Annotated in this window: 23 protein-coding genes and 1 tRNA gene; 23 read left to right on the forward strand and 1 reads right to left on the reverse strand. The window is 56.8% G+C overall.

The window, feature by feature from the left end:
- Positions 1-400 precede the first annotated feature (400 nt).
- The 14 genes from ADM64_RS06860 to ADM64_RS06925 all read left to right on the forward strand — a co-directional run bounded on the left by ADM64_RS06860 (position 401) and on the right by ADM64_RS06925 (position 13,005).
- Positions 401-475: transfer RNA gene (locus ADM64_RS06860), tRNA-Val, on the forward strand.
- A 185-nt stretch (positions 476-660) separates the two neighbouring features.
- Complete coding sequence (locus ADM64_RS06865; RefSeq protein WP_040361738.1) at positions 661-1,251, forward strand: copper resistance CopC family protein; 591 nt, start codon at positions 661-663, stop codon at positions 1,249-1,251.
- 4 nt (positions 1,252-1,255) lie between these two features.
- Entirely contained in the window at positions 1,256-1,864 is a 609-nt protein-coding gene (locus ADM64_RS06870) for a copper chaperone PCu(A)C (protein WP_049193674.1), read from the forward strand.
- A 287-nt stretch (positions 1,865-2,151) separates the two neighbouring features.
- Positions 2,152-3,378 carry a Dyp-type peroxidase gene (locus tag ADM64_RS06875; protein ID WP_040361740.1) on the forward strand — a complete coding sequence of 409 codons (1,227 nt, stop codon included), beginning with the start codon at positions 2,152-2,154 and terminating at the stop codon, positions 3,376-3,378.
- A gap of 159 nt (positions 3,379-3,537) precedes the next feature.
- The gene (gene thrS, locus ADM64_RS06880) at positions 3,538-5,532 is read left to right on the forward strand and encodes a threonine--tRNA ligase (protein ID WP_222867477.1); all 1,995 of its coding nucleotides are present in this window, start codon (positions 3,538-3,540) and stop codon (positions 5,530-5,532) included.
- A 151-nt stretch (positions 5,533-5,683) separates the two neighbouring features.
- A complete protein-coding gene (locus ADM64_RS06885) occupies positions 5,684-6,319 on the forward strand; it encodes an HIT family protein (RefSeq protein WP_042388668.1) in 636 nt (211 codons plus the stop codon).
- Entirely contained in the window at positions 6,313-7,014 is a 702-nt protein-coding gene (pgsA, locus tag ADM64_RS06890) for a phosphatidylinositol phosphate synthase (RefSeq protein ID WP_049193676.1), read from the forward strand. The genes ADM64_RS06885 and pgsA overlap by 7 nt, the downstream gene beginning before the upstream one ends.
- An 11-nt stretch (positions 7,015-7,025) precedes the next feature.
- Positions 7,026-7,928, forward strand: coding sequence for a phosphatidylinositol mannoside acyltransferase (locus ADM64_RS06895; protein ID WP_049193678.1), 903 nt, complete (start codon positions 7,026-7,028; stop codon positions 7,926-7,928).
- Between the two features lie 2 nt (positions 7,929-7,930).
- Positions 7,931-9,073, forward strand: a complete 1,143-nt coding sequence (locus tag ADM64_RS06900) for a glycosyltransferase family 4 protein (protein WP_049193680.1) — start codon at positions 7,931-7,933, stop codon at positions 9,071-9,073.
- A 53-nt stretch (positions 9,074-9,126) separates the two neighbouring features.
- On the forward strand, positions 9,127-9,630 hold the full coding sequence (locus ADM64_RS06905) for a hypothetical protein (RefSeq protein WP_016422677.1): 504 nt from the start codon (positions 9,127-9,129) through the stop codon (positions 9,628-9,630).
- 139 nt (positions 9,631-9,769) lie between these two features.
- Positions 9,770-10,672, forward strand: a complete 903-nt coding sequence (gene pdxS / locus ADM64_RS06910) for a pyridoxal 5'-phosphate synthase lyase subunit PdxS (RefSeq protein WP_049172998.1) — start codon at positions 9,770-9,772, stop codon at positions 10,670-10,672.
- A gap of 2 nt (positions 10,673-10,674) precedes the next feature.
- On the forward strand, positions 10,675-11,553 hold the full coding sequence (locus ADM64_RS06915) for an acyl-CoA thioesterase (RefSeq protein ID WP_049193681.1): 879 nt from the start codon (positions 10,675-10,677) through the stop codon (positions 11,551-11,553).
- On the forward strand, positions 11,553-12,173 hold the full coding sequence (gene pdxT, locus ADM64_RS06920; RefSeq protein WP_049193683.1) for a pyridoxal 5'-phosphate synthase glutaminase subunit PdxT: 621 nt from the start codon (positions 11,553-11,555) through the stop codon (positions 12,171-12,173). Before ADM64_RS06915 ends, pdxT begins: the two co-directional genes overlap by 1 nt.
- Positions 12,174-12,252: 79 nt before the next feature.
- Positions 12,253-13,005, forward strand: coding sequence for a YebC/PmpR family DNA-binding transcriptional regulator (locus ADM64_RS06925; RefSeq protein WP_048731316.1), 753 nt, complete (start codon positions 12,253-12,255; stop codon positions 13,003-13,005).
- Between the two features lie 518 nt (positions 13,006-13,523).
- Here ADM64_RS06925 and ADM64_RS06930 read toward each other — a convergent pair.
- Complete coding sequence (locus tag ADM64_RS06930) at positions 13,524-13,988, reverse strand: DUF3817 domain-containing protein (RefSeq protein ID WP_049193684.1); 465 nt, start codon at positions 13,986-13,988, stop codon at positions 13,524-13,526.
- A 115-nt stretch (positions 13,989-14,103) separates the two neighbouring features.
- Between ADM64_RS06930 and ruvC the strand changes: the two genes are divergently transcribed.
- The 9 genes from ruvC to ADM64_RS06975 all read left to right on the forward strand — a co-directional run bounded on the left by ruvC (position 14,104) and on the right by ADM64_RS06975 (position 24,918).
- Positions 14,104-14,661: a crossover junction endodeoxyribonuclease RuvC gene (gene ruvC / locus ADM64_RS06935; RefSeq protein ID WP_048731311.1), complete on the forward strand. Its 558-nt coding sequence runs from the start codon at positions 14,104-14,106 to the stop codon at positions 14,659-14,661.
- Positions 14,662-14,743: 82 nt separating this feature from the next.
- A complete protein-coding gene (ruvA, locus tag ADM64_RS06940) occupies positions 14,744-15,364 on the forward strand; it encodes a Holliday junction branch migration protein RuvA (protein WP_048731308.1) in 621 nt (206 codons plus the stop codon).
- A 66-nt stretch (positions 15,365-15,430) separates the two neighbouring features.
- Positions 15,431-16,543: a Holliday junction branch migration DNA helicase RuvB gene (gene ruvB, locus ADM64_RS06945; protein WP_049190793.1), complete on the forward strand. Its 1,113-nt coding sequence runs from the start codon at positions 15,431-15,433 to the stop codon at positions 16,541-16,543.
- Positions 16,544-16,609: 66 nt separating this feature from the next.
- The gene (yajC, locus tag ADM64_RS06950) at positions 16,610-17,074 is read left to right on the forward strand and encodes a preprotein translocase subunit YajC (protein WP_049190818.1); all 465 of its coding nucleotides are present in this window, start codon (positions 16,610-16,612) and stop codon (positions 17,072-17,074) included.
- Between the two features lie 311 nt (positions 17,075-17,385).
- Complete coding sequence (gene secD, locus ADM64_RS06955; protein ID WP_049193686.1) at positions 17,386-19,311, forward strand: protein translocase subunit SecD; 1,926 nt, start codon at positions 17,386-17,388, stop codon at positions 19,309-19,311.
- Between the two features lie 6 nt (positions 19,312-19,317).
- Positions 19,318-20,535: a protein translocase subunit SecF gene (secF, locus tag ADM64_RS06960; RefSeq protein ID WP_049193687.1), complete on the forward strand. Its 1,218-nt coding sequence runs from the start codon at positions 19,318-19,320 to the stop codon at positions 20,533-20,535.
- A gap of 110 nt (positions 20,536-20,645) precedes the next feature.
- On the forward strand, positions 20,646-21,182 hold the full coding sequence (locus ADM64_RS06965) for an adenine phosphoribosyltransferase (RefSeq protein ID WP_016422687.1): 537 nt from the start codon (positions 20,646-20,648) through the stop codon (positions 21,180-21,182).
- 7 nt (positions 21,183-21,189) lie between these two features.
- Positions 21,190-23,451 carry a RelA/SpoT family protein gene (locus tag ADM64_RS06970; protein ID WP_049193688.1) on the forward strand — a complete coding sequence of 754 codons (2,262 nt, stop codon included), beginning with the start codon at positions 21,190-21,192 and terminating at the stop codon, positions 23,449-23,451.
- A gap of 276 nt (positions 23,452-23,727) precedes the next feature.
- Positions 23,728-24,918, forward strand: coding sequence for an IS1249 family transposase (locus ADM64_RS06975; protein WP_162838042.1), 1,191 nt, complete (start codon positions 23,728-23,730; stop codon positions 24,916-24,918).
- Positions 24,919-24,976 lie beyond the last annotated feature (58 nt).

A 24,976-nucleotide genomic window follows, 5' to 3' on the forward strand; every position in this document is an offset into this window, starting at 1 on the left:
TAACCTTGGCAAGGTTATGCGCTACCAGCTGCGCTACATCCGCATCACGTTGCAAGGAGAGCGAAGGAGAATCTCAATTGCTCTCTTGCGGTGCGAAAGATACTTTAGCGTGCTTGTGCGATTGATTACAAATTACCAGGTGAACATCTGTATTGTGCCTGTGGGCGTAGGGCTAAAGACCAACCTTTGATGCCTCTGAATCGCAACGATGTCATTTATTCGCTTTCGTGGGTTGGTTACTGGGGGCTATCGAGTCGCTATCGTCATGGAGTTCCATCGGTGGGGTAATAAATCGTCGAACTGCGCAATCGCAAACGCAATGCAACCCAATTAGGGAAACTTCCAAAACGCGTGCTAACTTATTCCGCAGAGCAGCAAAGGCTTAGTGCTTTTCTGTCCGAGTCCCATAGCTCAGTGGAAGAGCGTTCCGTTCACACCGGAAAGGTCGCTGGTTCGAACCCAGTTGGGACTACCATTTAAAACCCCGGTCGACGCATCGTATAAAAACTGCGCGGCCGGGGTTTTGCTGTGTGACCTGAACTATATTCGTCCCTCTCGGGAACTTTTCTGGACTACCATCCGACAATAGGTATAAGGGCAGCGGTCAGACTACTGCTGTTCTTCTCGAACTGTCCCGCTTAAAGGAGTTGAACTGTTCTAGTGAGTCCCCGGGTCGCTTCAGGCGAAACGTTTCGGTTCTCAAAGTCGGGTTTCCGGCGTGCAGTAGCCGCCGCTGCGACGCTTGTAGTCTTTGCAGGCGCGTCAGTTATTAATGCTGGCCCCGCGCATGCTCACGATTCCGTGCTGTCGTCTAACCCAGGCGACAAGCAGGTTCTCGATGAATTTCCGCACCACGTTTCTCTCAAGTTCTCCGGCAACCCCAAGAACAATTTCAACACCGTTGCAATTAGTGATGCAGATGCCAAGGAAGTCCTGTACTCCCACGAGCCAGAGGTAGTGGGTAATGAGGTCTCTTTGGATATCCCTGAGGATATTAATCCAGGCCCTGGTAACTACATCATTGGTTTCCAAATCACCTCCTCTGATGGTCACTCCACCCGAGGAAAGACCTCTTTCTCAGTGGCTGATCCGGATGCTGCTGGCGCAGCCGAAGCCGGGGCAGAATCTCGTCAGACCGGTGCGCACGCCGAGGAAACGAAGTCAATACCGCTATGGGCTTATGGCCTCGGTGGTGGACTCATCGTCATCATCGCCGCTGTCGTCATCGTTATTAATCGAAAGGCAAAATAGACACATGAAGCTCAATCGCACTGCAACTGCACTGATCGCTGGTTCCGCAGCCCTGACCCTTGCTCTGGCAGGTTGCTCGTCCGACGATAACACTGCTGCTGAGGTGACTGAGTCCGCAACCTCCGCTGCGACCGAGGCTACTTCTGAGATGGAGAAGAGTGATGCTGCTGTGCAGCTGGCCGATGCCTACATCAAGGAAAAGCCGGCTGACAAGGGCATGACCGCCATCTTCGGTACGCTGACCAACAACACCGATAAGGACATCAAGGTTTCCTCCTTCAAGCTTGAGGGGCTGAAGGAAGGCACGAAGTTCGAGCAGCACGATACCAAGGACGGCAAGATGTTCGAGGTGCCGGAAGGTTTGACGATTCCTGCTTATGGCGAACTCGTTCTCGAACCGGGTAGCACTCACTTCATGATCATGAACAATGATGAAGCTATGGATGTGGGAGCTGAGTACAAGCTCGTCATTGAGCTTTCCGACGGCTCTAGCATTACCCAGGACGTTGAGGTTCGCGTCCAGCCAGCGGGTGAAGAGGACTACGGTAATGACGGTGACCTGAACAACCCAGAGCACATGGGCGGCGGTGAGATGGATCACTCGGGTCACTAATTCTTGTGACAAGTTGGTCAAGTAATCGCTCGTCGTAAAGCGGGCGTGAGCTCAGGTACGTCGAGGAATTGACTAACTGGAATCTAATGGTGGCAGAAGCGCTGGAGTTGGCAGGTTATTGCAGCATATGCAACGAACTCCGGCGCTTTTCTTTTTCCGAAAAAGGTTTTCGATACGGTCGAATTGGATAGGCCAGTGGTTGCGTTGAAGCTATTGAAAAGTTGGCGGATTCCCAGCCATCTCATGTGCTCCAGTTCGAAGTAATCAGAAAGGTAAGAGTGCACAACATGTCCGAAGGCTTTTCCAGAAGGCGTTTTCTTGGCGGGCTCGGCACCGCCGCAGGAGCCTCAGCGCTCGCCCTGGGGGCGCCGGAAGCCCAGGCGATTGGGTTGGAACGTCCACAGGAAGAGCCACCGAAACCGCCTTTGCAGACAGCAACCGTACCTTTTGATGGCGCTCACCAGGCGGGGATTGCGACGCCCGCACAGGCGAATCTATGGCTAATAGCCTTCAACGTGAAGAAGGGGGTCGATCGCAATCGCCTCCAAAACCTCATGCGTGCCTGGACGGATGACGCCCGCCGAATGACAGCCGGCAAGGCTACTCGAACGGATTTGGAACCCGAGCTCATGGGGAGTCCGGCCAATCTGACTATCACAGTTGGATATGGGGAGAATTTCTTCACAATCATCGATAGGGAAGACCAGAAGCCTGAGTGGCTGGGAGATCTGCCAAAGTACGTTAACGATGAGCTCCGCCCGGAGTGGAACGGCGGAGACCTGTGCCTGCAGATTTGTGCGGACGACCCAGTAATGGTCTCCCATGCGGCCCGAATGATGATCCGAAATGCAGGTTCTTATTTGGATGTTCACTGGGTGCAAGCTGGTTTCCAGCACGCCAATGGTTCTACGCAGGAAGGCGAGACCCCGCGCAATCTCTTCGGTCAGAAGGACGGTACGGTCAACCCGCGCACTCGTGAAGAATTCGACAAGCAGGTGTGGATTGATAGTGGTCCGGATTGGTTGCGGGGCGGTACAGCGATGGTTGTCCGCCGTATCGAAATGGATATTCCAGGCTGGGATGTGTTGGACCGCGAAAGCCGCACTGTTATTACCGGCCGAGATATCGGCACCGGCGCGCCAATTGGAGGTAAGGACGAGTTTGAGACCGTCGACCTGGCGAAGACTGATGAATATGGTCTGCCTCTGACGGATCCGAACAGCCATGTTGCGCTGTCAATGCCTCCGAAAGAGAAACCTAATCAGCGGATTCTGCGACGGGTCTACAACTATGACCTGCCACCGGAACCGAATGGTCGATTCGAGACCAACACCGGCCTGGTATTCATTTGTTTCCAGAAGGACCCGTTGGAGCAGTTCAATCCGATTCAAGAGCGGCTGTCCAAGAACGACCGTCTCAATCAGTGGATTTTCCACATTGGATCCGCCGTGTTTGTTATGCCACGAGGAACTTCTGAGGAGGAGTACTGGGCCCAGGACCTTTTCGAGGCCTGAGTTTTGACCGTGCGGTAAAGTGTGTGAACGACTGACGAAGGTCACCAGGTATGTGATTTTCGAAGACACTTTGAAAAGGAGTACACGCACGCCGTGTCAGAAGAATTTGCAACCCCAGCACCGTTTTCCGTGCCCGCAGGAGTTTCTGCGGGCGAGGCGATGAGAGACCTGGGTTTCCCGAACAAGGGCGTTGACGCCATCGTTTGTGTCCGCGACCCTGAAGGCAATTTGAAGGATCTGTCCTTTAAGCCAGAAGTGGAAACCGTCTTCGAGCCCGTTCCGGCGAATACTCCGGACGGTCGCGATGTCATCCGCCACTCTGCGACTCACGTGATGGCTCAGGCCGTGCAGTTGGAGTTCCCTGGGACGAAGCTGGGCATTGGCCCTGCCATCGACAATGGTTTCTACTACGACTTCCGTGTCGATGAGCCTTTCTCGCCGGAGGATCTCAAGCGCATCGAAAAGCGTATGAAGAAGATCATCAAGTCTGGTCAGCGATTCGAGCGCTTCGCGTTCGAGTCTGCCGATCAGGCGCAGGAAGCGCTTGCCGACGAGCCGTATAAGCTCGAGCTGATTGTTGAAAAGTCGGCCGGCAAGGTGGCCGAAGATGATGAGGCCAATGTCGACGTCGGTGGTGCAGGCACGACCTTGACCGGCTACCGCAACGTCAATCCGCGTACCGGTGAGACCGAGTGGTTTGATCTTTGCCGCGGCCCGCACGTGCCGACCACCCGCTACATCCCTGCTTTTAAGATCATGCGTTCTTCCGCTGCGTACTGGCGGGGTGACCAATCTCGAGATAACCTGCAGCGTGTTTACGGCACTGCGTGGGAGTCCAAGGAAGCGTTAGACGAGTACCTCGACCGCATGCTCGAGGCTGAGAAGCGCGATCACCGCCGTTTGGGCTCCGAGCTGGATTTGTTCAGCTTCCCGGATGAGATTGGTTCTGGTTTCCCGGTATTCCATGTCAAGGGTGGCATCATCCGCAACGAGATGGAGCAGCACTCCCGTCGCCGTCATATCGAAGCGGGCTATGACTTTGTGAACACGCCGCACGTAACTAAGGGTGACTTGTTCAAGAAGTCTGGTCACCTGGACTTCTACGCGGATGGCATGTTCCCGCCGATGCAGCTCGACGGCGAATATGACGAACACGGCAACTGCACCAAGGCTCCGCAGGACTACTACGTCAAGCCGATGAACTGCCCGATGCACAACCTCATTTTCGCATCGCGTGGTCGCAGCTACCGTGAACTTCCGATTCGTATGTTCGAGTTCGGCACCGTCTACCGCTACGAGAAATCAGGCGTTATCCACGGTCTTACCCGAGCCCGTGGCTTTACGCAGGACGATGCCCACATCTACTGCACCGAGGATCAGCTGGAAGAAGAGCTCACTAATGTCCTCGACTTCATCATTTCGCTTCTGCGTGACTACGGCCTGGATGACTTCTACCTGGAGCTGTCTACGAAGGACGAAAAGAAGTTCGTCGGCTCGGATGAAATTTGGGAGAAGTCCACAGCTATTCTCCAGCGCGTTGCCGATGCTTCTGGCCTCGAGCTCGTTCCTGATCCGGGCGGAGCCGCTTTCTATGGTCCGAAGATTTCCGTCCAAGCCCGCGATGCCATCGGCCGTACTTGGCAGATGTCGACGGTACAGCTCGACTTCAACCTGCCGGAGCGCTTCGAGCTCGAGTACACCGCACCTGACGGAACCAAGAAGCGCCCGATTATGATTCACCGTGCGCTTTTCGGCTCCATCGAACGTTTCTTTGGCGTCCTATTGGAGCACTACGCAGGTGCTTTCCCGGCTTGGCTGGCTCCGGAACAGGTTGTTGGTATTCCGGTTGCGGATGACTGTATCCCACACCTGGAGGGCTTTGCTGCACAGCTGAAGTCTCGTGGCATCCGCGTCCACGTGGATACGTCCGATGACCGCATGCAGAAGAAGATTCGCAACCACACCCAGGCCAAGGTTCCGTTCATGATTCTGGCTGGTGCCCGCGACATTGAGGCAGGAGCCGTCAGCTTCCGGTTCCTCGATGGCACTCAGATTAACGGGATGGCAGTTGAGAAGGCTGTCGACATCATCTGTGATTGGGTTGCTTCGCGGAATAACGAACAGCCGAACAAGGAGAATGTCTCTGCTCTCTAGAGGTCGTTAACGCTCTCTAATTCGACCGCGTTGTTTTAACTGGTGAACCACGCGTGGTAATCCAAAGAAGTTGACCGCGAGGTCGTAAACTACAGCAGAGAAATATATGTGGTCGGGGCTCGAATGGGGTCCCGGCCACGCAACGAAGGGGATGGCAGTGAATCAGTCGGGAAGTGAAGAGTTGCCTCCGCAGCAGCAGGGCAATGCCGGCCAGCAGGAATCGTCTGATGGCGTATACGTCGACAGCGGTTACGGCGAACCGGATCGGCTCACGCGCTTATGGGCACCCTACCGGCTGGACTACATCGTCAAGCGTGGTGTGCATAACTCCAAGCCATCTCGTAACCCCTTCGTTGATTTGCCGAAGCAAAGCGATGAGGAAGCACTCATTATCGCTCGCGGCGAGTGGGTGTACGCCGTTTTGAATCTGTTCCCGTACAACCCAGGGCACCTCATGGTGGTTCCATATCGCGAAGTCGCCAACCTTGAGGACTTGACCGACGAAGAAACAGCCGAGATGATGCGATTTGCCAAGCATGCGGTTCGTACTCTCAAATCGGTTTCGCGCCCGCACGCCGTCAATGTAGGTTTCAACTTAGGCAAGGCCTCCGGCGGTTCGGTCGCCGATCACCTGCATATGCACGTCGTACCGCGCTGGTCGGGTGACAGCAATTTTATGACCGTGATCGATGGCACCAAAGTGTTACCGCAGGCTCTTCGTCAGACTCGCGAGTTGCTTGCCGACGGCTGGCGTGCCCTTAATCAAGAGGATGGGGCAGCATGCTGAGTGTCCGTGGCAGGGCTCCAATCCGCCCAGTAGTTGAACCGATTGCCGCTGCACTTTTGCGGGTCGGCATTAGCCCGAACACGGTCACCCTGGTGGGAACGGTAGTTTCCGTTCTGCTTGCGGTAATCCTGATTCCTACCAACCATCTTTTCGCAGCTGCGGTGTCAATCGCTATTTTCACTGCTTTTGACCTGCTCGATGGCACGATGGCCAGACTTCGAGGGCAGGGAACGAAATACGGAGCGACGCTGGATGCTTCCTGTGACCGCATTACGGATGCTGCACTGTTCGGGGCGATAGCGTATTGGGTGGTGTATCACCATGACGCGGATTCAGTGCTGCTTATTCTGACACTGATCACTATGGGATCTTCCCAGGTCATTTCCTACGTTAAGGCTCGGGCAGAAGCTAGCGGCCTCAAGGTCAACGGCGGTCTCGTCGAACGTGCGGAGCGCCTGATTATCGGTCTAATCGGCATTGGGCTCCAGGGGCTTGGCGTGGACTATGCCCTCTACGTCGCAATGTGGCTCCTGGCGATTGGGTCGGTATTCACCGTCATTCAGCGCTTGTACATGGTGGCTAAGCAGCCAGGAGCGTTGGATCCCATCGCCCCGCCAGAAGGCGCAGCTGATAGTTCATCTATCAACCCTGACTCTGCTACGAAGTCCACGGGTTCGGCTGATTCCAACAACTAAAGGAGGATACGATGACTAGTTTCTTCCTGCCTCGCTCGAAAGATGATTTCGTTGCGCTCGGCTATATGGCCGGGTGGAAGATTTTTGGTCTGCTGCCGGAACGCGTGGCCTACCGCATCGGCAACATAGCCGCCGATCGGGTAGCAGCAAATCCCACGACGACCCGCCAGCTTCGCAAGAACCTGGCTCGCGTTATGGGCTGTCCGCCTGAGGAAGTGCCGCAAGGGTTTATTCGGGCTTCCATGCGTTCCTATCTACGCTATTGGGTGGAGGCATTCCGGTTGCCCTCCATCGCCTCTCCAGAGCTGGCAGACACGGTCGAATCCACCAGCGATGGGCTCGAACGAGTTGCTGAGGCCCTCGAGGCCGGAGATTCCATCGTCATCCCACTGCCGCATTCTGGTAACTGGGATATGGCAGGTATGTGGCTCGTTTCCCGCCATGGCCGGTTCAGTACCGTGGCGGAACGGCTGAAGCCAGAGGTGCTTTACGACGCTTTCGTGGAGTACCGCGAATCCCTCGGATTCCACATTCTCCCGCTTACCGGTGGCAAACCCGCGATGCCGGAACTGCAGAAGCGATTGGAAGACGGTGGCGTTGTGTGCCTGCTGTCTGATCGTGACTTCGGCGGCCACGGGGTCCCGGTCACTTTTTTCGGCGAGCAGACGACAATGCCGGTCGGCGCGGCAAAGCTGGCACAGGACACGGGCGCTCGGCTTATGCCCGCGGGCCTGTCCTACACGCGCGATGGTTGGCGCTTTGTAGCGCATCCATTCGTGCCGACTGAGGGGCGCAATCTAGCTGACATTGTCCAAGACATCGCTACTGTTTTTGAATCTGATATTGCTCAGCATCCAGCGGATTGGCACATGATGCAGCCACTGTGGCCAGCGGATAAGAAGAGGTCAAAGTAGCCGTGCGAATCGGAATGGTGTGCCCGTACTCGTTCGATGTTCCAGGTGGGGTTCAAGCTCACGCGATTGACTTGTGTGAGGAGTTCATCCGCCGCGGCCACGAGGTCAGTCTTATCGGCCCGGCTAGCGCGCAGGCGGATGTGCCGGATTTCGTTATTCGAGGTGGTGCCGCCATCCCGATTCCGTATAACGGCTCAGTCGCTCGGCTGTCTTTTGGTCCCCGCACGAGCCGTCGAGTCCGCACATGGATCGAGGAAGGTAGCTTTGACATTCTTCATATCCATGAGCCGAATTCGCCCAGTTTTTCAATGCTGTCGTTAGTAAACTCGGTCGGGCCAATTGTCGCGACCTATCACTCTGCGGCGACGGACTCCCTAGCATTGAAGTTGGCCACGCCATTTTTGCGGAAGTACCTTGAACGCATTCGGGGAGGCATCGCTGTCTCGGAAGTGGCTCGTCGCTGGCAGGTTGAGCAACTCGGCGGCGACCCGGTTCTCATTCCCAATGGTGTCCGTGTTGGAGATTTTGAGTCCTGCCCGGCCGCCTCATCGTTGCCTGAGATCCCGCCACGGCGTGAGGGGGGCTATCGGCTCGTGTTCCTCGGACGCTTCGACGAATCTCGTAAGGGCTTTGACGTGTTGCTCGACGCGCTGCCGGCAATACGTGCAGAGATTCCACAGCTTGAGGTCTGTGTTGTTGGTGATGGTGATGTCGCGGCAGCTCGTCGTAAAGCGGGCAGAAACGCAGATGTCCTGCATTTCGTCGGCAGACTGTCGGAGGATGCTAAGGCGTCAATACTCGCCGATGCGGATGCGTACATTGCCCCGCAGCGTGGTGGAGAGAGTTTCGGCATCGTGCTGGTAGAGGCGATGGCGGCGGGTGCGCCGGTGATCTCCAGCGACATCGATGCGTTCAAACTCGTGCTTGACGACGGCCATTACGGGCTTCACTTTGAAAACGGTAACTCCGCAGACCTTGCGGATGCAGTCGTACGCCTTTTGACGCAGTCAAAGTTGGGGGAGGAGCTTCGCGCACTCGGGCATAAACGGGCTTGGGAGTATGACTGGTCGCAGGTCGCCGACGGCGTTCTGCGTGTGTACGATACGGTGCGCATGGATGGCGAAAAGGTCGTCATTGCGCCATAGAGATTTCCGTCGTGTTAGCTGATTAAACGCAGCGGAGTGAAAGTGGGTTTTCGGTGGACGTAACCGTTCCAATCTGGGTCGTTGTCCTAGTCATTGCGCTGATTGTCGTACTCGTTAGCGGTTTGGTGGCTTCATCGACAGCGACGCGTTTGAACCGTATGCACATTCGCACGGACTTGGCGCGTTCTTCACTGGAAGCGGCGTTGGGGCGAAGGGCCGCAGTCGCTCGTGCCGCCTACCCGGAACTCGCCGGCGTAGTGACGAAGGTGGAAGCCACACCACTTAGAGCCAACAACACTGGACAGCGCGCAGACGTGGAAAACGAACTGACTAGGAAAATTGTGGCGCTCTATGAGGAACAGCCCGTGGACCGAACGATGGCAATTGAGCTTTCTGACGCCCACACGCGGCTCGAGCTCGCCCGCCGTTTCTACAATGATGCGGTGACGGATACGAAAGCACTGCGAGCCAGGCCGCTAGTACGCGCGCTGCGGCTGGCGGGCACTGCACCCGAACCGGAATATTTCGATGTTGCAGACGGACTGACAACTGCTTAATTGTGGGAAAATTCGCTGTTGTGCTGGAAGTTCGCCGTGTTTTGTGACTCAATGAACAGCACTGTCTAGTTCAGGCGTTATAGTGTTAAACGACTACAAACGGTCACATTCACCAGTTTTATTAGGGAAGTAGGGTTCGTTGAGCACGGTTGAGAACAACTCCGGGCAGGGCACCGCACGCGTGAAGCGCGGTTTCGCTGAGATGATGAAGGGCGGCGTCATTATGGACGTCGTTACGCCGGAGCAGGCCAAGATCGCTGAAGATGCCGGCGCAACTGCCGTGATGGCGCTGGAGCGTGTCCCCGCCGATATTCGCGCAGAGGGTGGCGTGTCGCGTATGTCTGACCCGGACATGATCGAGGGCATTATCAATGCCGTCTCCATTCCGGTTATGGCCAAGGCCCGAATCGGCCACTTTGTTGAGGCACAGGTTCTGCAGTCCCTCGGTGTTGACTTCATTGACGAGTCCGAGGTTCTGACCCCGGCCGATTACTCGAACCACATCGACAAGTTCGAATTCACCGTGCCTTTCGTCTGTGGTGCGACCAACCTGGGTGAGGCTCTGCGCCGCATCAACGAGGGCGCTGCCATGATTCGCTCCAAGGGCGAGGCCGGTACCGGTGATGTCTCCAACGCTGTGACTCACATGCGCACCATCCGCGCTGAAATTAACCGTCTGCGTTCTATGGCTCCGGACGAGCTCTATGTTGCCGCCAAGGAGCTGCAGGCACCGTACGAGCTGGTACGCGAGGTCGCTGAGACCGGTAAGTTGCCAGTCGTGCTGTTCACCGCAGGAGGCATTGCAACTCCGGCTGACGCTGCAATGATGATGCAGCTCGGTGCCGAGGGTGTCTTTGTTGGTTCCGGTATCTTCAAGTCCGGTGATCCGGAGAAGCGCGCCAAGGCTATCGTCCAGGCAACCCAGCACTACGATGATCCGAAGGTCATCGCTGATGTCTCCCGCGGTCTCGGCGAGGCAATGGTCGGCATCAACGTCGACGAGATTCCGCAGCCGCACCGACTCGCTGAGCGTGGCTGGTAAAAATGGCTAACATCCGCGAGGTATTAGATCTGGAGCAGATTGACCGGGACATTTTCCGTGGCCCAGTCATTAAGTCAATCCTGCAGCGCACTTTCGGTGGCCAAGTTGCCGGCCAGTCCCTCGTCGCGGCGACGCGCACGGTGGGTAATACCTTCGCGGTGAACTCCCTCCACGCCTACTTTGTAGGCCCGGGCCGCCCCCATATCCCGACGGTGTACATGGTCAAGCGTATTCGCGACGGCCGGTCTTTCTGCCACCGATCCGTCGAAGCTGTGCAAGATGGCCGTACGATTTTCGTCATGCAGGTCAGCTTCCACCGTAAGGGGGATGAGGGACTCGAGCACTCTGACGTGATGCGCAAGGTGCCAGATCCTGAAGACGTGGTCACCGACACCTCTGAGATGACGAACACACGTCGTCTACTAATGCGCGAGTGGGCGGACTGGGATATCCGGGTAGTGCCGAATGATCAGTTCGAACACAACAAGTACACCCCGTCCCAGCAGCTGGTGTGGTTCCGGTGCAAGGATCGCCTGCCGGATAACGAGACCTTCCATGTCTGCACGCTGGCGTATATGTCGGATATGACTTTGCTGTCATCGGCACTCGTTCCGCATCCAGGCGTTGAGGTCCAGGAAGCCAGCCTCGACCACGCGATGTGGTTTATGCGTCCGTTCCGTGCGGATGAATGGCTGCTCTACGACCAGATTTCGCCATCGGCGCACGCGGGTCGCGCATTGACTCACGGTCGCATCTTTAACCAAAAGGGCGAGCTCGTGGCCGTCGTCACGCAGGAAGGGCTGACCCGAAGCCTGGCCCCGGGTGTCGAGCCCGTGCCAGTGGCGACGAACTTCGATGCTCGCAGTGAGAACCTAGATTAATGACACAGGAAACAATCGGTATCCTCGCTCTTCAGGGCAACGGTGCCGAACACGGATATGTGCTTGACCAGCTCGGCGTCCCGCACCGAAAGGTGCGCTTGCCCCGTGATCTGGAAGGGCTTAGCGGCCTAATTTTGCCCGGCGGCGAGTCCACAACCATGAGCAAGCTGATGGTCTTCAATGAGCTTGAAGACCCGCTGCGGGAAGCCCTCCGCGATGGCCTTCCGGCATATGGCACCTGCGCCGGCATGATTTTGCTTGCCGACGAAGTGCTCGATACCCGTCCGGATGCCGTTAGCCTGGGGGCGATTGACATCACCGTCCGTCGTAACGCATTTGGCCGGCAAGTGGATTCCTTCGAAACTGACTTGGATATTCCGCAGCTGGCGATCAGTGGTGACCAGCCGCCTGTACACGCCGCCTTTATTCGCGCACCGTGGGTCGAGCGTGTCGGTGATGATGTTGAGGTGCTAGCGCGGGTGCCAGAATCGGCTGGAGAGACCGCAGGTACAGTGGTCGGAGTACGGCAGGGGGCTGCGATGGCCACCAGCTTTCACCCGGAGTCGACGGGGGAGACGCGGCTCCACGAGTTCTTTTTGCGAGAGCTTGTCGGCATTTAAATCCCCGGTTTGTATAATGAACACCTGACGAATTCCCATCTACATGGGTATTGACGAGAGGAATGGTAGGAACTAGCACATGGCGGGTCATTCAAAATGGGCAACCACAAAGCACAAGAAGGCTGCTAATGACGCCAAGCGCGCCAAAGAGTGGGCAAAGATGATCAAGAACATCGAGGTCGCGGCTCGTACCGGCGGCGGTGATCCTGCTGGTAACCCCACCCTCGATGACATGATTAAGAAGGCCAAGAAGGCCTCGGTTCCCAACGACAACATTGAGCGTGCCCGCAAGCGTGGTTCCGGCGAGGAGTCCGGCGGTGCTGACTGGGAGACCATTGTCTACGAAGGTTACGCACCTGGCGGTGTCGCTTTGATTGTGGAGTGCCTGACCGATAACCGTAACCGTGCTGCTTCCGATGTGCGCTCGGCGTTCAACAAGAACAACGGCAACATGGCAGACAACGGCGCCGTGGCGTACCTCTTCGAAAAGAAGGGTGTCGTCGAGCTGCCGAAGGGCGAGCTGACCGAGGATGACCTGCTTATGGCGGTTCTCGATGCTGGTGCAGAGGAGGTCAACGACCTGGGCGAAAAGTTCGAGGTTGTCTCCGCCTTTACCGATCTGATGAATGTCCGCACCGCTCTTGTCGATGCCGAAATGGAGTACGACTCCGCAGATCAGGACTACCGCGCTTCTACCACGGTGGCTCTCGATGCTGACGGTGCACGCAAGCTCTTCCGTCTGATTGACGCTCTCGAAGAGTCCGACGACGTGCAGAACGTCTACTCGAACGCCGACATCAGCGACGAGGTTATCGCCGAACTCGAAGACTAGGCGTTTGCTTGGCGACGGTTCCGCTGACCGGCTTCCCGGCGTTAAAGGATGCTCGTGCAGGGTAGTCTGCAGCGCTGAATTGCGCGGCGAGCTGGTGTGAATGGAAGATCCCCATCGGAGAGTCGTCCGATGGGGATTTTTTTTTGGNGGGGGGGGGGGAGAGAGACAGACAGAGTCAAAGAGTGTGTCTGATCCTCAGGATAGCGACTGGTCAGAGCCCGCCTGCGGGTAGCTCCACACCCTGGGGTTAAGGAGAAAAACTGACAACCCGACACACTGGCAACCTCAAAAAATTACGGGCTGCGCGTGTGAATACGGCTGCAAATGTGAAACTGTGCAGGTTTATGTCACTTTCAGACGATTTTTCAGGTCATTTTTGTCATAAACGCAGTCAGTAACTCGCATTGGGGTAAGTAGCGAAGGGTGCCCGCCCGCCGACGCGCCGGTCGACACGCCAGGCGGACATATTTTTGTCTATTAAACCGATTTTGGTTTCTGAAAGTTTTAGTTGAACCGTTTTAGGAGAACCACTGAGTCGGAGGTCCGGCCATCAGCAACAGTGTGAAGACCACGACGAGAACAATGAGGATGACGAATGCCGAGATAAACGGGCGGCGAATAATCATCGCGAGTGCCCACTCGAAAATGTCCTGTGGCTCCTCGGATTCGTCGGTAAAGCGCCAGGGCCGATCCAAGAGGCCTGCCTTCAGGGTGTTTCGTTCAAACGGATAGGTTGCGAATGGAATGATAGAAGAGGCGAGGCCGATGACACCGCGGCCAAAGCTCCACTGCTGGTTGATCCACACCATGATGGTGGTGACTACGTAGCACAGGAACGTAAAACCGTGGATGCCGCCGAAGATGGTGGTGGCGATGTCAGTGACTTTGAACAGGTACTTCAGTGCCAGCCCCAAGAGCAGCAGAGCCCACGTGACCATTTCAGCTGCAGCGAGAACGCCGTAGAGCTTCTTCGGTGAATTCATGGTGTTAAACCTATCAGAATCAACGGTTGGTGCCCCGTGTAGCTACGATACAAACAGCTGTTCGAAATGTGGTATTAGTGGAGAGGTGAATTATCGAGCTGGATCTCTGCGGGTGATGGGTATCGACCCTGGCCTTACTCGTTGTGGTCTCTCCATTGCGGAAGGTGCTCAGGGCAGGAAAGTCATTCCCATTGCGGTGGGGGTCGCCCGCACACCAACCACGGCATCGTTGGAGGATCGTCTTCTACGGCTTTCCAATGCCGTGGAGCAGTGGATGGATGAGTACGAGCCGGACGTGGTTGCGATGGAACGGGTATTCGAGCGCGGCAATGTGTCCACCGTAATGCAGACTGCGCACGCGGTTGGTGTCCTTGTCCTCGCTGCGGCGAGACGCGGTTTGGAAGTGCATATGTACACGCCGTCGGAGGTAAAGAAGGCGCTTACCGGCAACGGTCGGGCTGATAAGAAGCAGATGACCATGATGGTGACGAGAATCCTCGGGTTGGAAACTCCGCCAAAACCTGCGGACGCAGCGGATGCGTTGGCCATCGCTATCTGCCACTGTTGGCGTGGTCCGGTTCTGCAACGCCAGCGCGACACCTTGGCTGCGCTTGCTAAGCAACACGAGGAGCGGGAGTTGGAGCTTTCTCGCCGTGAGAATCCCTCGCGGTAGGGGAGCCTGCTAGAGCACACTTGTGAGTTCGGCGTTTATCTCGGTGTCTTTCGGGAAGCCGTAGTGAAAGGAATTGTGAGAAGTGATTGCATCTCTACGCGGTGAGGTTATCGATCTCGGTGCGGACTATTGCGTTATCGAGTGCGGTGGTGTCGGGCATTTGGTCACCATTACGGGCAGGTTAGCTTCTCAGTTGGTGAGGCATGAGCAGACTTTCATGTTGACCACAATGGCGGTTCGTGAAGATGCGATTACGCTTTTTGGTTTTGCCAACTCGCAGGAACGTGAGATGTTTGCGCTCTTGCGCACTGTCTCGACAGTGGGGCCAAAAGTAGCGATGTCTGTTCTATCGGTACTGTCGCCGGCCGAGATTGCCAATGCGGTTGCCTCAAAGAATGCCAAGGCCCTCCAGGCGGCTAACGGCGTCGGCAAGCGATTGGCGGAGCGCCTGTTGGTTGAGTTGAAGGATAAGGTCGAGGTTTTCGCGGATAGGGCGGTATCCCAGCCGGAGGAAGCTGCAAGCGGAGCAGCGCCTGGCATTGTTTTGAAGGCAGATCTGGATCAGGTCGTTGGTGCTTTGGTCGGGCTTGGGTTCCCGGAAGCTGATGCGAATGAGGCAGCGGAGACTGTTGTTCGGATTGATCCGACCTTGGATACATCAATGGCGCTGAAGGCGGCGCTAAAGACATTGGGCGAAAAGTAAATCCAGGTCGAGGACCTGCAGCTACATTGATGATGAAAAATGGCAGTGCACTAGGATGAGGGGACTATGAGCGATATCGAGCGCACGGAGTTTAACGTGTCGGGCAATCCCTTCAGGGACTCTTTAGATGGAGCAGCCAACGACCATTTTGGCGGTGGGGGAAATGGTGCACAACGTGATGTCGATGCCCGCGCTCAGGTCGAGGAAGTCGATGCGGAATCGAACCTGCGACCAAAGTCGTTAGGGGAGTTTATCGGCCAACCCAAGGTCCGCGAGCAGCTGGATTTGGTGCTCTCCGGGGCACGGGGACGAAATGTGACTCCGGACCACATTCTGCTGTCGGGACCTCCCGGCCTGGGTAAGACCACCATGGCCATGATTATTGCGCAGGAGATGGGGTCGTCCCTGCGAATGACGTCCGGTCCGGCGCTTATTCGCGCTGGCGATTTGGCAGCAATGCTATCGAACCTGCTCGAGGGCGATGTACTCTTCATTGACGAGATCCACCGCATTGCCAGGCCCGTGGAGGAAATGCTCTACATGGCAATGGAAGATTTCCGTATTGATGTCATCGTGGGCAAGGGGCCTGGAGCTACGTCAATTCCACTCGAGATTCCACCTTTTACGCTGGTAGGCGCAACGACGCGCTCGGGTATGCTGACTGGCCCACTGCGTGACCGTTTCGGTTTTACTGCGCAGATGGAGTTCTACGAGGTCGAGGATCTGACAAAGGTGGTTACCCGTGCCGCTGGGATCCTCGGGGTGGATATCAGCCCAGAGGCTGCAGTGGAGATTGCCTCGCGTTCGCGAGGTACCCCGCGAATTGCCAACCGCCTACTGCGTCGCGTTCGCGATTTCGCAGATGTTCACTCCGGTGGCGTTATTGATCTTGGTGCGGCCAAGGCGGCGTTGATTGTCTTCGATGTCGATGAGCTTGGGCTGGACCGCTTGGACCGCGCAGTGCTGACTGCCCTGGTCAAGGGGCACGGTGGCGGCCCGGTGGGCGTGAATTCCCTGGCGCTGGCAGTCGGTGAGGAGCCCTCGACTGTGGAAGAAGTGTGCGAGCCCTACTTGGTCCGTGCCGGGATGATTGCGCGTACATCGCGCGGACGTGTTGCAACTGCCCGAGCATGGCGGCACTTGGGGTTGCAGCCTCCGGAGGGAACTATCGGAGAATAGCTTTCTCATCGACCTGGCCGGGGCAGTGTGGAATTGCTAGCTGGCAATTCGTTAAACTCGGCAGACATGGATCAAACTATTCTCCTCCTACTTATTTTCTTGTTCCTGGCGCTGCCAATTTGGCAGATCATCAAGCAGAACAAGCAGGTGCGCACCATTCGGGACATGCAGGATAAGTTGGCCCCGGGCGCAGAGGTCATCACCGGTTCCGGTATGCATGGTGTGGTCGTTGATACGACCGAAACAACCGTCGACCTGATTATCGCTGACGGCATCGTGACCCGTTGGGAAAAGGGCGCCATTGCCCGCAACCTCACCACCGGTACCGGAGCTAGCTACGCTCACCGTGATCGACGTGGCCGTGTTTCCGATGCGCCAGATGACCACGTCGGCGATGTCCAAGAAATCACCGGCCACGGTCCGGATGACAATGCCGCTTCGGACATCAATGAGCAGGTCGAGAACCCGAATACTCCGAGTAACTCGGATAACACGGGTACAGACGGTTCCACTTCCACCGAAAAGCAGTAGCAGTTTTTTGCACGCCCACGTCCTGCTGGTTTGCATGCATCCAAGCTGTAGCGTGCGCCGTGGGGTTAGCGGGCGCGTCCCAGGTTTCGCCGTCGGCAAGCGTGGGCAAGATTTTCACTAAATAGGTACAAGTCAAAACCGGCGCACTACGCTAAATCGGTTATTCTCTAGCGGTTGGTGTTTATAGCTTTGCTTAGCGACGCCCGCAATGCCTCTTCCTGGTATCGCGCGATTTCGCGGTGCGGTTATAGACCTGCGTTTCTACCCGAAACGCTTAAGTACCTAAACGTCACGATTCAGGAGACTTTGCTTTGAACAGCAAATCCAGATCCGGTGCGAATACATTCAAGAGGAACTGGCCGCAGTGGCTGTTGGCACTGTTTGTTGGCTTCCTCATCCTTACGTACGCACTCGTCTTTTTCACCGGCGGCGGATCAGCCAAGCCAAAGTTGGGCATCGACTTGCAGGGTGGTACCCGAGTAACCTTGGTGCCGCAGGGCGAAAAGCCGACGCGCGATCAGCTGGACCAGGCTCGCAAGATTCTGGAGAACCGCGTAAACGGCATGGGCGTCAGCGGCGCTCAAGTTGTCACCGACGGTGACACGCTGGTCATTACCGTGCCGGGTGAAGACTCACAGGAGGCGCGTACGCTCGGCCAGACTTCGCAGCTCTTCTTCCGTCCGGTAGAACAGCCCACCCAGGGCCCTGATGAAGCTGCCTTTGGCGAGGTAGTTAAGAAGACTGCTGAAGATTGGGTGTCAGTCGGTGTCCTGTCGAAGGAGGAAGCCACCAAGCGTGTTGATGACCTCTACAAGGACATGAACGAAACGCAGAAGCGTGCAATTGATGCCTTCAAGGAACAGAACCCAGATCAGCCGGTTCCCGAGGAGCTGTCCAAGTCGCTGGGCGAGGCCCCGAAGTTGGACGCAACAGCTCCGGCAAAGCCGGCGAACTCAATTGAAGCGGCCGAGCTGCGTACGAAGGTTCGTGACGTGCTGTTGGCGACTCGCCAGTCCGAAGACCCAACGACACAGTTTGCAGCCGCTGCGCTGATGACCTGCGATAACCGCGATGCAGTTGATCCGCTACAGGGTGCCGATGACCCGGCCAAGCCGCTGGTGACCTGTGCGCCCGAAGGCGGTAAAGCCATCTTCCTGGGCAAGGCTCCGCTGTTGATTGGGCAGGAGGACGAGGCCAAGGGCCAGCGTCTGTCCGGCGACGCTATTGATACCAATGCGCCGATTAACGGTGGTTACGATCAGCAGTCTGGTCAGATTCAGGTCTCCTTTAGCTTCAAGTCCGGGAAGAATGACACCGGCGCTCGCACATGGACCAAGTTGACCAATGACTACCTGCAGCGGCAGGTCGCTATCGTGTTGGACTCGAAGGTCATTTCCGCCCCGGTGATTCAGGAGGCAACCCCAGTTGGTTCTGCCACCCGCATCACGGGCGACTTCTCAATCGACGAGGCACAGGGGCTGGCCAATAACCTGCGTTATGGTGCACTGCCGCTGTCGTTCGCAGGTGAGGACGGCGAGCCGGGCGGCACCACCACGACTATCCCGGCCATGCTTGGTTCGGCTTCCTTGGAAGCCGGTCTGCTTGCCGGCATTATCGGTATCGCCCTGATTGTCGTCTACGCGATTGCTCTCTACCGCGGCCTGGGCGTGATTTCGCTGGTTTCGCTGGCAGCAGCTGGAGCGATGGTCTACGGCGTCCTTGTCCTTCTTGGTCGTTGGATTGGCTACTCGCTCGATCTCGCTGGCATCGCCGGCATCATCATCTCTATCGGCGTAACGGCTGACTCCTTCATCGTCTTCTTCGAACGCATTAAGGACGAAATCCGCGCGGGTAGAACTTTCCGCTCCGCGGTTCCGCACGCTTGGCGACGAGCACGGCGCACCATCCTATCGGGTAACTTTGTGTCCATCATTGCGGCTGTGGTTCTTTACATCCTGGCCGTTGGCGATGTCCGCGGTTTCGCGTTCACACTTGGTCTCTCCACAGCATTCGACATTGTGACGGCTTTCCTCGTGACTGCGCCGTTGGTCATCCTGGCTACTCGTAAGTGGCCAGCTTTGTCCAAGCCGTCGATGAACGGCTTCGGCTCGGTCATGGAGATTGCACAGAGGAATAAGACTGTAGCTGCCGGTAAGAAGGCCGGAGCCTCCGATGCCTCCGCCAGTACGGCTGCCGACACCGGTGCAGCTCACTCCAGCGCGAATGAGGGGAAGTAGGAATCCATGAATACTACTCAGACGAATCCGGCGCTAATCACTGAGCCAGAAAGCGTGAAAGACGACTCCTTTTTCCGCCGCCTCTACACCGGCGAGGGTGGAATCAACATCGTCGGCAAGCGGAAGCGCTGGTACCAGATTGCCGTCGCCATCATCGTTGTTGCTTTCGCAGCGATGCTGATTCGCGGGTTCAGCTTCGGTATCGACTTCGAGGGCGGTACCAAGATGACTATGCCGCCGGCCTCAGTGACAACTGAGCAGGCCGAGGAGGTTTTCACCGAGGCGACCGGCGTGAAGCCGGAGCTGGTGCAAATTATCGGTTCTGGTGAGGGCCGAATCCTGGAGATCACCTCTGAGAAGCTGACTCAGGACCAGATTAATAGTGCTCGTATCGCGTTGAATGATGCATTCAAGCCCGTCGATGTGCAGGGGCAGCAGACCCCGGATGCCATTGGTGACTCGACCGTGTCGGAGTCGTGGGGCTCTTCGATTACCAACCGAATGCTGCTGGCTGCAGTGGTGTTCCTGGGTCTGGTGTTCATCTACATCACCATTCACTTCGAGCGCGACATGGCCATTGCCGCAATTCTCGCCCTGGTTGTGGATGCAATCGTGATTATGGGAATCTACGCGCTCATTGGTCTTGACGTCACCCCGGCAACCATTATCGGTCTCCTGACCGTGCTGTCGTTCTCCCTGTACGACACCGTCGTGGTTTTCGACAAGGTCGACGAGAACACGGCAGGCTATCGTTCATCGACCCGTAGAAGTTACGCCGAGTTGGTGAACCTGGCGGTCAACCAAACCATCATGCGTTCTATCAACACCACGGTGTCGACGCTCCTGCCAATCCTGGCACTGATGGTCATCGCCGTGGGCATGCTGGGGGTCGGAACGCTGAAGGACCTTGCACTCGTTCAGCTCATCGGCATTATTCAAGGTACGTTCTCTTCGATCTTCCTGGCTTCGTCGCTGTTGGTGTCTCTCAAGTCGCGGCAGCGTGAATACCGCAAGCATGAAGAGGCGGTACTGTCTGCTCGCGCAAAGGCCTCTGAGGGGGCAGGATCGGGCACCGATTCCGCCACCACTGATGTTGCGGAGGACTCGGGCTCGAAGGAGCCGTCGGCAAGCGAGATGGAGCAGTCGACGTCGAAACGAACGGTGACGACTCCGAAGCTTGAGGGCGATGAAGACAAGCCGCTGTCCTGGCGTCCGGGGCAGTAGGAGGTAGCGCCTCCCAGTGGTTCGGGTGAAACTACTTTAAAAGCGCATTGTGCGGGTATCGTTGACAGGTACCCGCACTTTTTCTTTTCGCCGAAAAGGAGCTTAAACCTGTGTCGTATGCACACGCGCGTGAGGCATTAGCCGATCAGATTCGGTTCGTGCCCGATTTTCCAGTTGAGGGCGTACTCTTCGAGGACCTGACGCCGGCGCTTGCCGACGCCACGACGTTCGCCCTGATTGTGGACGAGATTTCCGCCAAGGTGGAAGAGTTCGGGGCTGATGTTATAGGCAGCCTAGATGCGCGTGGATTCCTGCTGGGTTCTGCGGTGGCGTACAAGCTCGGACTGGGAGTGCTCGCTATTCGTAAGAAGGGTAAGCTGCCACCGCCTGTGCTGACCGAGACCTATGAACTGGAATATGGTACGGCCGCGCTTGAGATTCCGGCTAGTGGTTTTGAGCTGAAGGGCAAGAAGGCCGTACTTGTCGACGATGTGTTGGCAACTGGTGGCACCCTGTGTGCAGCTCGCGCTCTGCTGGAGACAGCTGGAGTCGAGGTAACCGGGCTGTGCACCGTGCTGGAGGTTGAAGGCCTGGGAGCTCGGGAGAAGCTTGCTGATCTGCCTCTGTACGTGGTTAATAAGGGGTGAATGAGTCATGGCTGAAGGGCCCGCACGCCGTTATGGTGCCCGCCTAGCGCGAAGCCTTACCGGCAACAGAACGAAGATCCGCCCGGTGCTAGATCCCCTTGTCGCGGTGCATCGACAGGTGCATCCGCGCGCAGATTTGGCTGTGCTTCAGCGTGCCTACGATACCGCCGAGCGCCTTCACGACGGCGTCTATCGGAAATCCGGCGAGCCATACATCACTCACCCGCTTGCAGTCGCTACTATTGCGGCCGAGATCGGCATGGATACCACCACGCTGGTGGCAGCGCTGCTGCATGACACGGTCGAAGATACCGATTACACGCTGGAGGACCTGGAGCGGGACTTCGGCCCAGAAGTCGCACGGTTGGTCGACGGCGTGACCAAATTGGATAAGGTCGCGTTGGGCTCCGCCGCCGAGGCAGAGACCGTGCGAAAAATGATTATCGCCATGAGCCAGGACCCGCGCGTGCTGGTTATCAAGGTGGCTGACCGGCTGCATAACATGCGCACAATGCGCTTCCTGCCGCCGGAAAAGCAGGCTAAGAAGGCCCGTGAGACCCTCGAGGTGATTGCACCGCTGGCGCATCGTTTGGGAATGGCCAGCGTGAAGTGGGAGTTGGAAGATCTCTCCTTCGCCATTTTGTACCCGAAGAAGTACGACGAGATTGTGCGTTTGGTCGCAGATCGAGCGCCGCAGCGGGACCGGTACATCCAGGAAGTCTCCGAGATGATTCAGAAGGATCTGAAGGAGTCTCACATTGCTGCTGAGGTACAGGGCAGGCCGAAGCACTACTGGTCGATTTATCAGAAGATGATTGTCCGCGGCCATGAGTTCGACGAGATTTTTGACCTGGTCGGACTTCGAGTTCTGGTGGACACGACCAAGGACTGCTATGCCGCCATGGGTGCCGTCCACTCGCTGTTCAAACCCATGCCGGGGCGATTCAAGGACTATATTTCCGCGCCGCGTTTCGGGGTTTACCAGTCGTTGCACACAACGGTCATCGGTCCAGGTGGCTCCCCGCTAGAAGTGCAGATTCGCACCCATGAGATGCACTACAACGCTGAGTACGGCATTGCCGCACACTGGCGCTACAAGGAAACCAAGGGCTCTCACAAGGGAGATTCCGCCGAAGTCGATCAGATGGCGTGGATGCGTCAGCTGCTGGATTGGCAGCGCGAGGCCGCAGATCCTAACGAGTTCCTGGACTCCCTGCGCTATGACCTCTCAGTCACTGAAATTTTTGCGTTCACACCTAAGGGCGATGTCATCACTTTGCCCGCGGACTCCACGCCGGTCGACTTTGCCTACGCGGTCCATACTGAAGTAGGTCACCGATGTATTGGTGCCAAAGTCAACGGCAAGCTAGTGGCGTTGGAATCACCGCTAAAAACTGGCGACCGCGTCGAGATTTTCACGTCCAAGGATGCCGATTCCGGTCCGTCTAAGGACTGGGAGAAGTTTGTTAAAACTCCACGTGCGCGGGCAAAGATCCGTCAGTGGTTTGCCAAAGAGCGCCGCGAGGAGGCACTCGATGCCGGCCGTGACGCGCTGGCTGCAGAGGTACAGCGCGGCGGTCTGCCGATGCACCGCCTGTTCACTCCGGCGTCCATCAAGCAGATTGCCTCCGAGCTGCACTATGCGGATGTCGATGCGCTCTATACCGCTATCGGTAAGGGGCAGGTCTCAGCGCAGCATGTGACTCACCGGCTGATGGCGCAGTTCTCGAGCACAGACGATGCCGAAGAGCAGTTGGTCTCGCGCACTCCGATTTCGAAGATGAGTGTGCACAATACTCCGCGTCGCGCCGACAGCACCGGCGTGCTTGTGGAGGGCAGTGCGGATATGGCTGCCAAGTTGGCCAAGTGCTGTACACCGGTGCCTGGCGATGCCATCTTTGGTTTCGTCACCCGCGGTGGCGGTGTCAGCGTGCACCGTACGGACTGCACTAATGCGGAGAAACTGCACCAGGAGCCCGAGCGCATTATCGAGGTTTCCTGGGCAACGGATTCCTCCGGTGCGGTCTTCATGGTTACGGTGCAAATCGAAGCACTTGACCGTCACGGACTGCTCTCGGAGATCACTCGCGTTTTCTCCGATCAGAAGGTCTCAATCCTGTCGACGTCCTCTCATACCTCCGATGACCGCGTTGCCGTAATGCGTTTTAGCTTCGAGGTTTCGGACACTAAGCAGATGGGCTATATCTTCAACATTCTGCGCGGTGTCGAGGGAGTGTTCGATGTCTACCGCATTACTTCTGGTCAGTAGGCGGTTTAGTAGCCATCGATATGTGAAAAAGGATGAGACCGCGTAGATACTAAAACAGGGCCAAGGTGATTCACCTTGACCCTGTTTTTGATTAATTTCTCAATCAGTTAGTTGGGGTTAAGTAGCAAAAAGTGTGTCTGACTTTCAGCATTACTGCTGATTAGGCTGGGTAAATCGGGCGGATATAAGCATCAAGACCTTATATCCGCCCGATTAGTGTTCAATCCACCGGAATGGCACCCGCATGTGCTAATCGGGGGTTGGTGTGCTTTCCGGGTGAGTAAAAACAGACCACGATGCCCGATATGCGCTGGGCAAATGAAGAAAAACGGAACCACTTCTAAAGGCACAACCAGGTGGCGATGCAAGGACCCGAACTGCGGCAGTTCCACGACACGAACCCGCACCGACCGCACGCAGACCCGCGACTTTAAAGCCTTCGTCTCTTATGCCACCTCCACAGCAACGTTGTCTGAACTCGCCCAGCAACAAGGGGTAAGCCGTTGGACACTTGACCGCCGATTCAAACCGTTCTGGCTCATCGACATCCCCAACGACGGTGACCCACAGCGCATCTACGACCAGATCTTCATCGACGGTACCTACACCGCCGCCGGATGCTTGCTCGTCGCAGCCAGCCACGACCACGTCATCGCATGGCACTGGACCAAACACGAAACCGCCCACGCCTACACGCAGCTACTCCGCAAAATCGCTGAGCCGCTCTGCGTCGTCCTCGACGGCGGACAAGGCGCACTTACTGCGATTAAAGCCTGCTGGCCGAACGCGATAATCCAACGATGCCTCGTCCATGCGCAACGCGTCATCCGCCGCTACACCACATCACGACCACGCACCGACGCCGGCAAAGCCATCTACGCCCTGGCGTTGAAACTGACCCGTATCACCACACTCGACCAGGCACGGGAGTGGACGCTGCGTCTGCACGACTTCGGACAGGTATTCAAAGCATTCCTCAACGAGAAAACGCCCGTGTCAAAAGAGCGCCGCACACTCAACAACCAGTGGGAATGGACCCATCTGCGAGTTCGCAAGGCATACAACTCCCTGCTGCACCTCTCACGGAAAGGATGGCTGTTTACCTACCTGCAGCCACCACCGAATGCGCTTGAGCCTCAACGCTGGGCTTCAACGACAAACAGTCTGGAAGGCGGCATCAACGCCGGGCTCAAACGCATCGCCGACGCGCATCGCGGCAGGTCCGGGGAACGCCAACGAAAAATGCTCGAGTGGTACCTGCACTCGAAAACGCAACTGCCTGACGACCCATTAAAGATCGCCAGGCAGTGCAATTTCGGCCAAGATCAACTCGCCAAAGTCAACGATCTTGTCGAAGAAGACCACAACAAAGCCGACCATGAAACAGGCCGACCAGCCTTCTACGACAACGCTATCCCAACCGAGTACGAACACTCGATAGGAATCAGAAAAGGCCCCATGAAGTAACAAACGGTGTGCCCGCCCCGCAACACGCCGAGCGGACACACTTTTTGCTACTTAACCC

Origin of the sequence: Corynebacterium sp. 401_CJEI (assembly GCF_001076435.1) — a bacterium.
Lineage (GTDB): Bacteria > Actinomycetota > Actinomycetes > Mycobacteriales > Mycobacteriaceae > Corynebacterium > Corynebacterium jeikeium_D.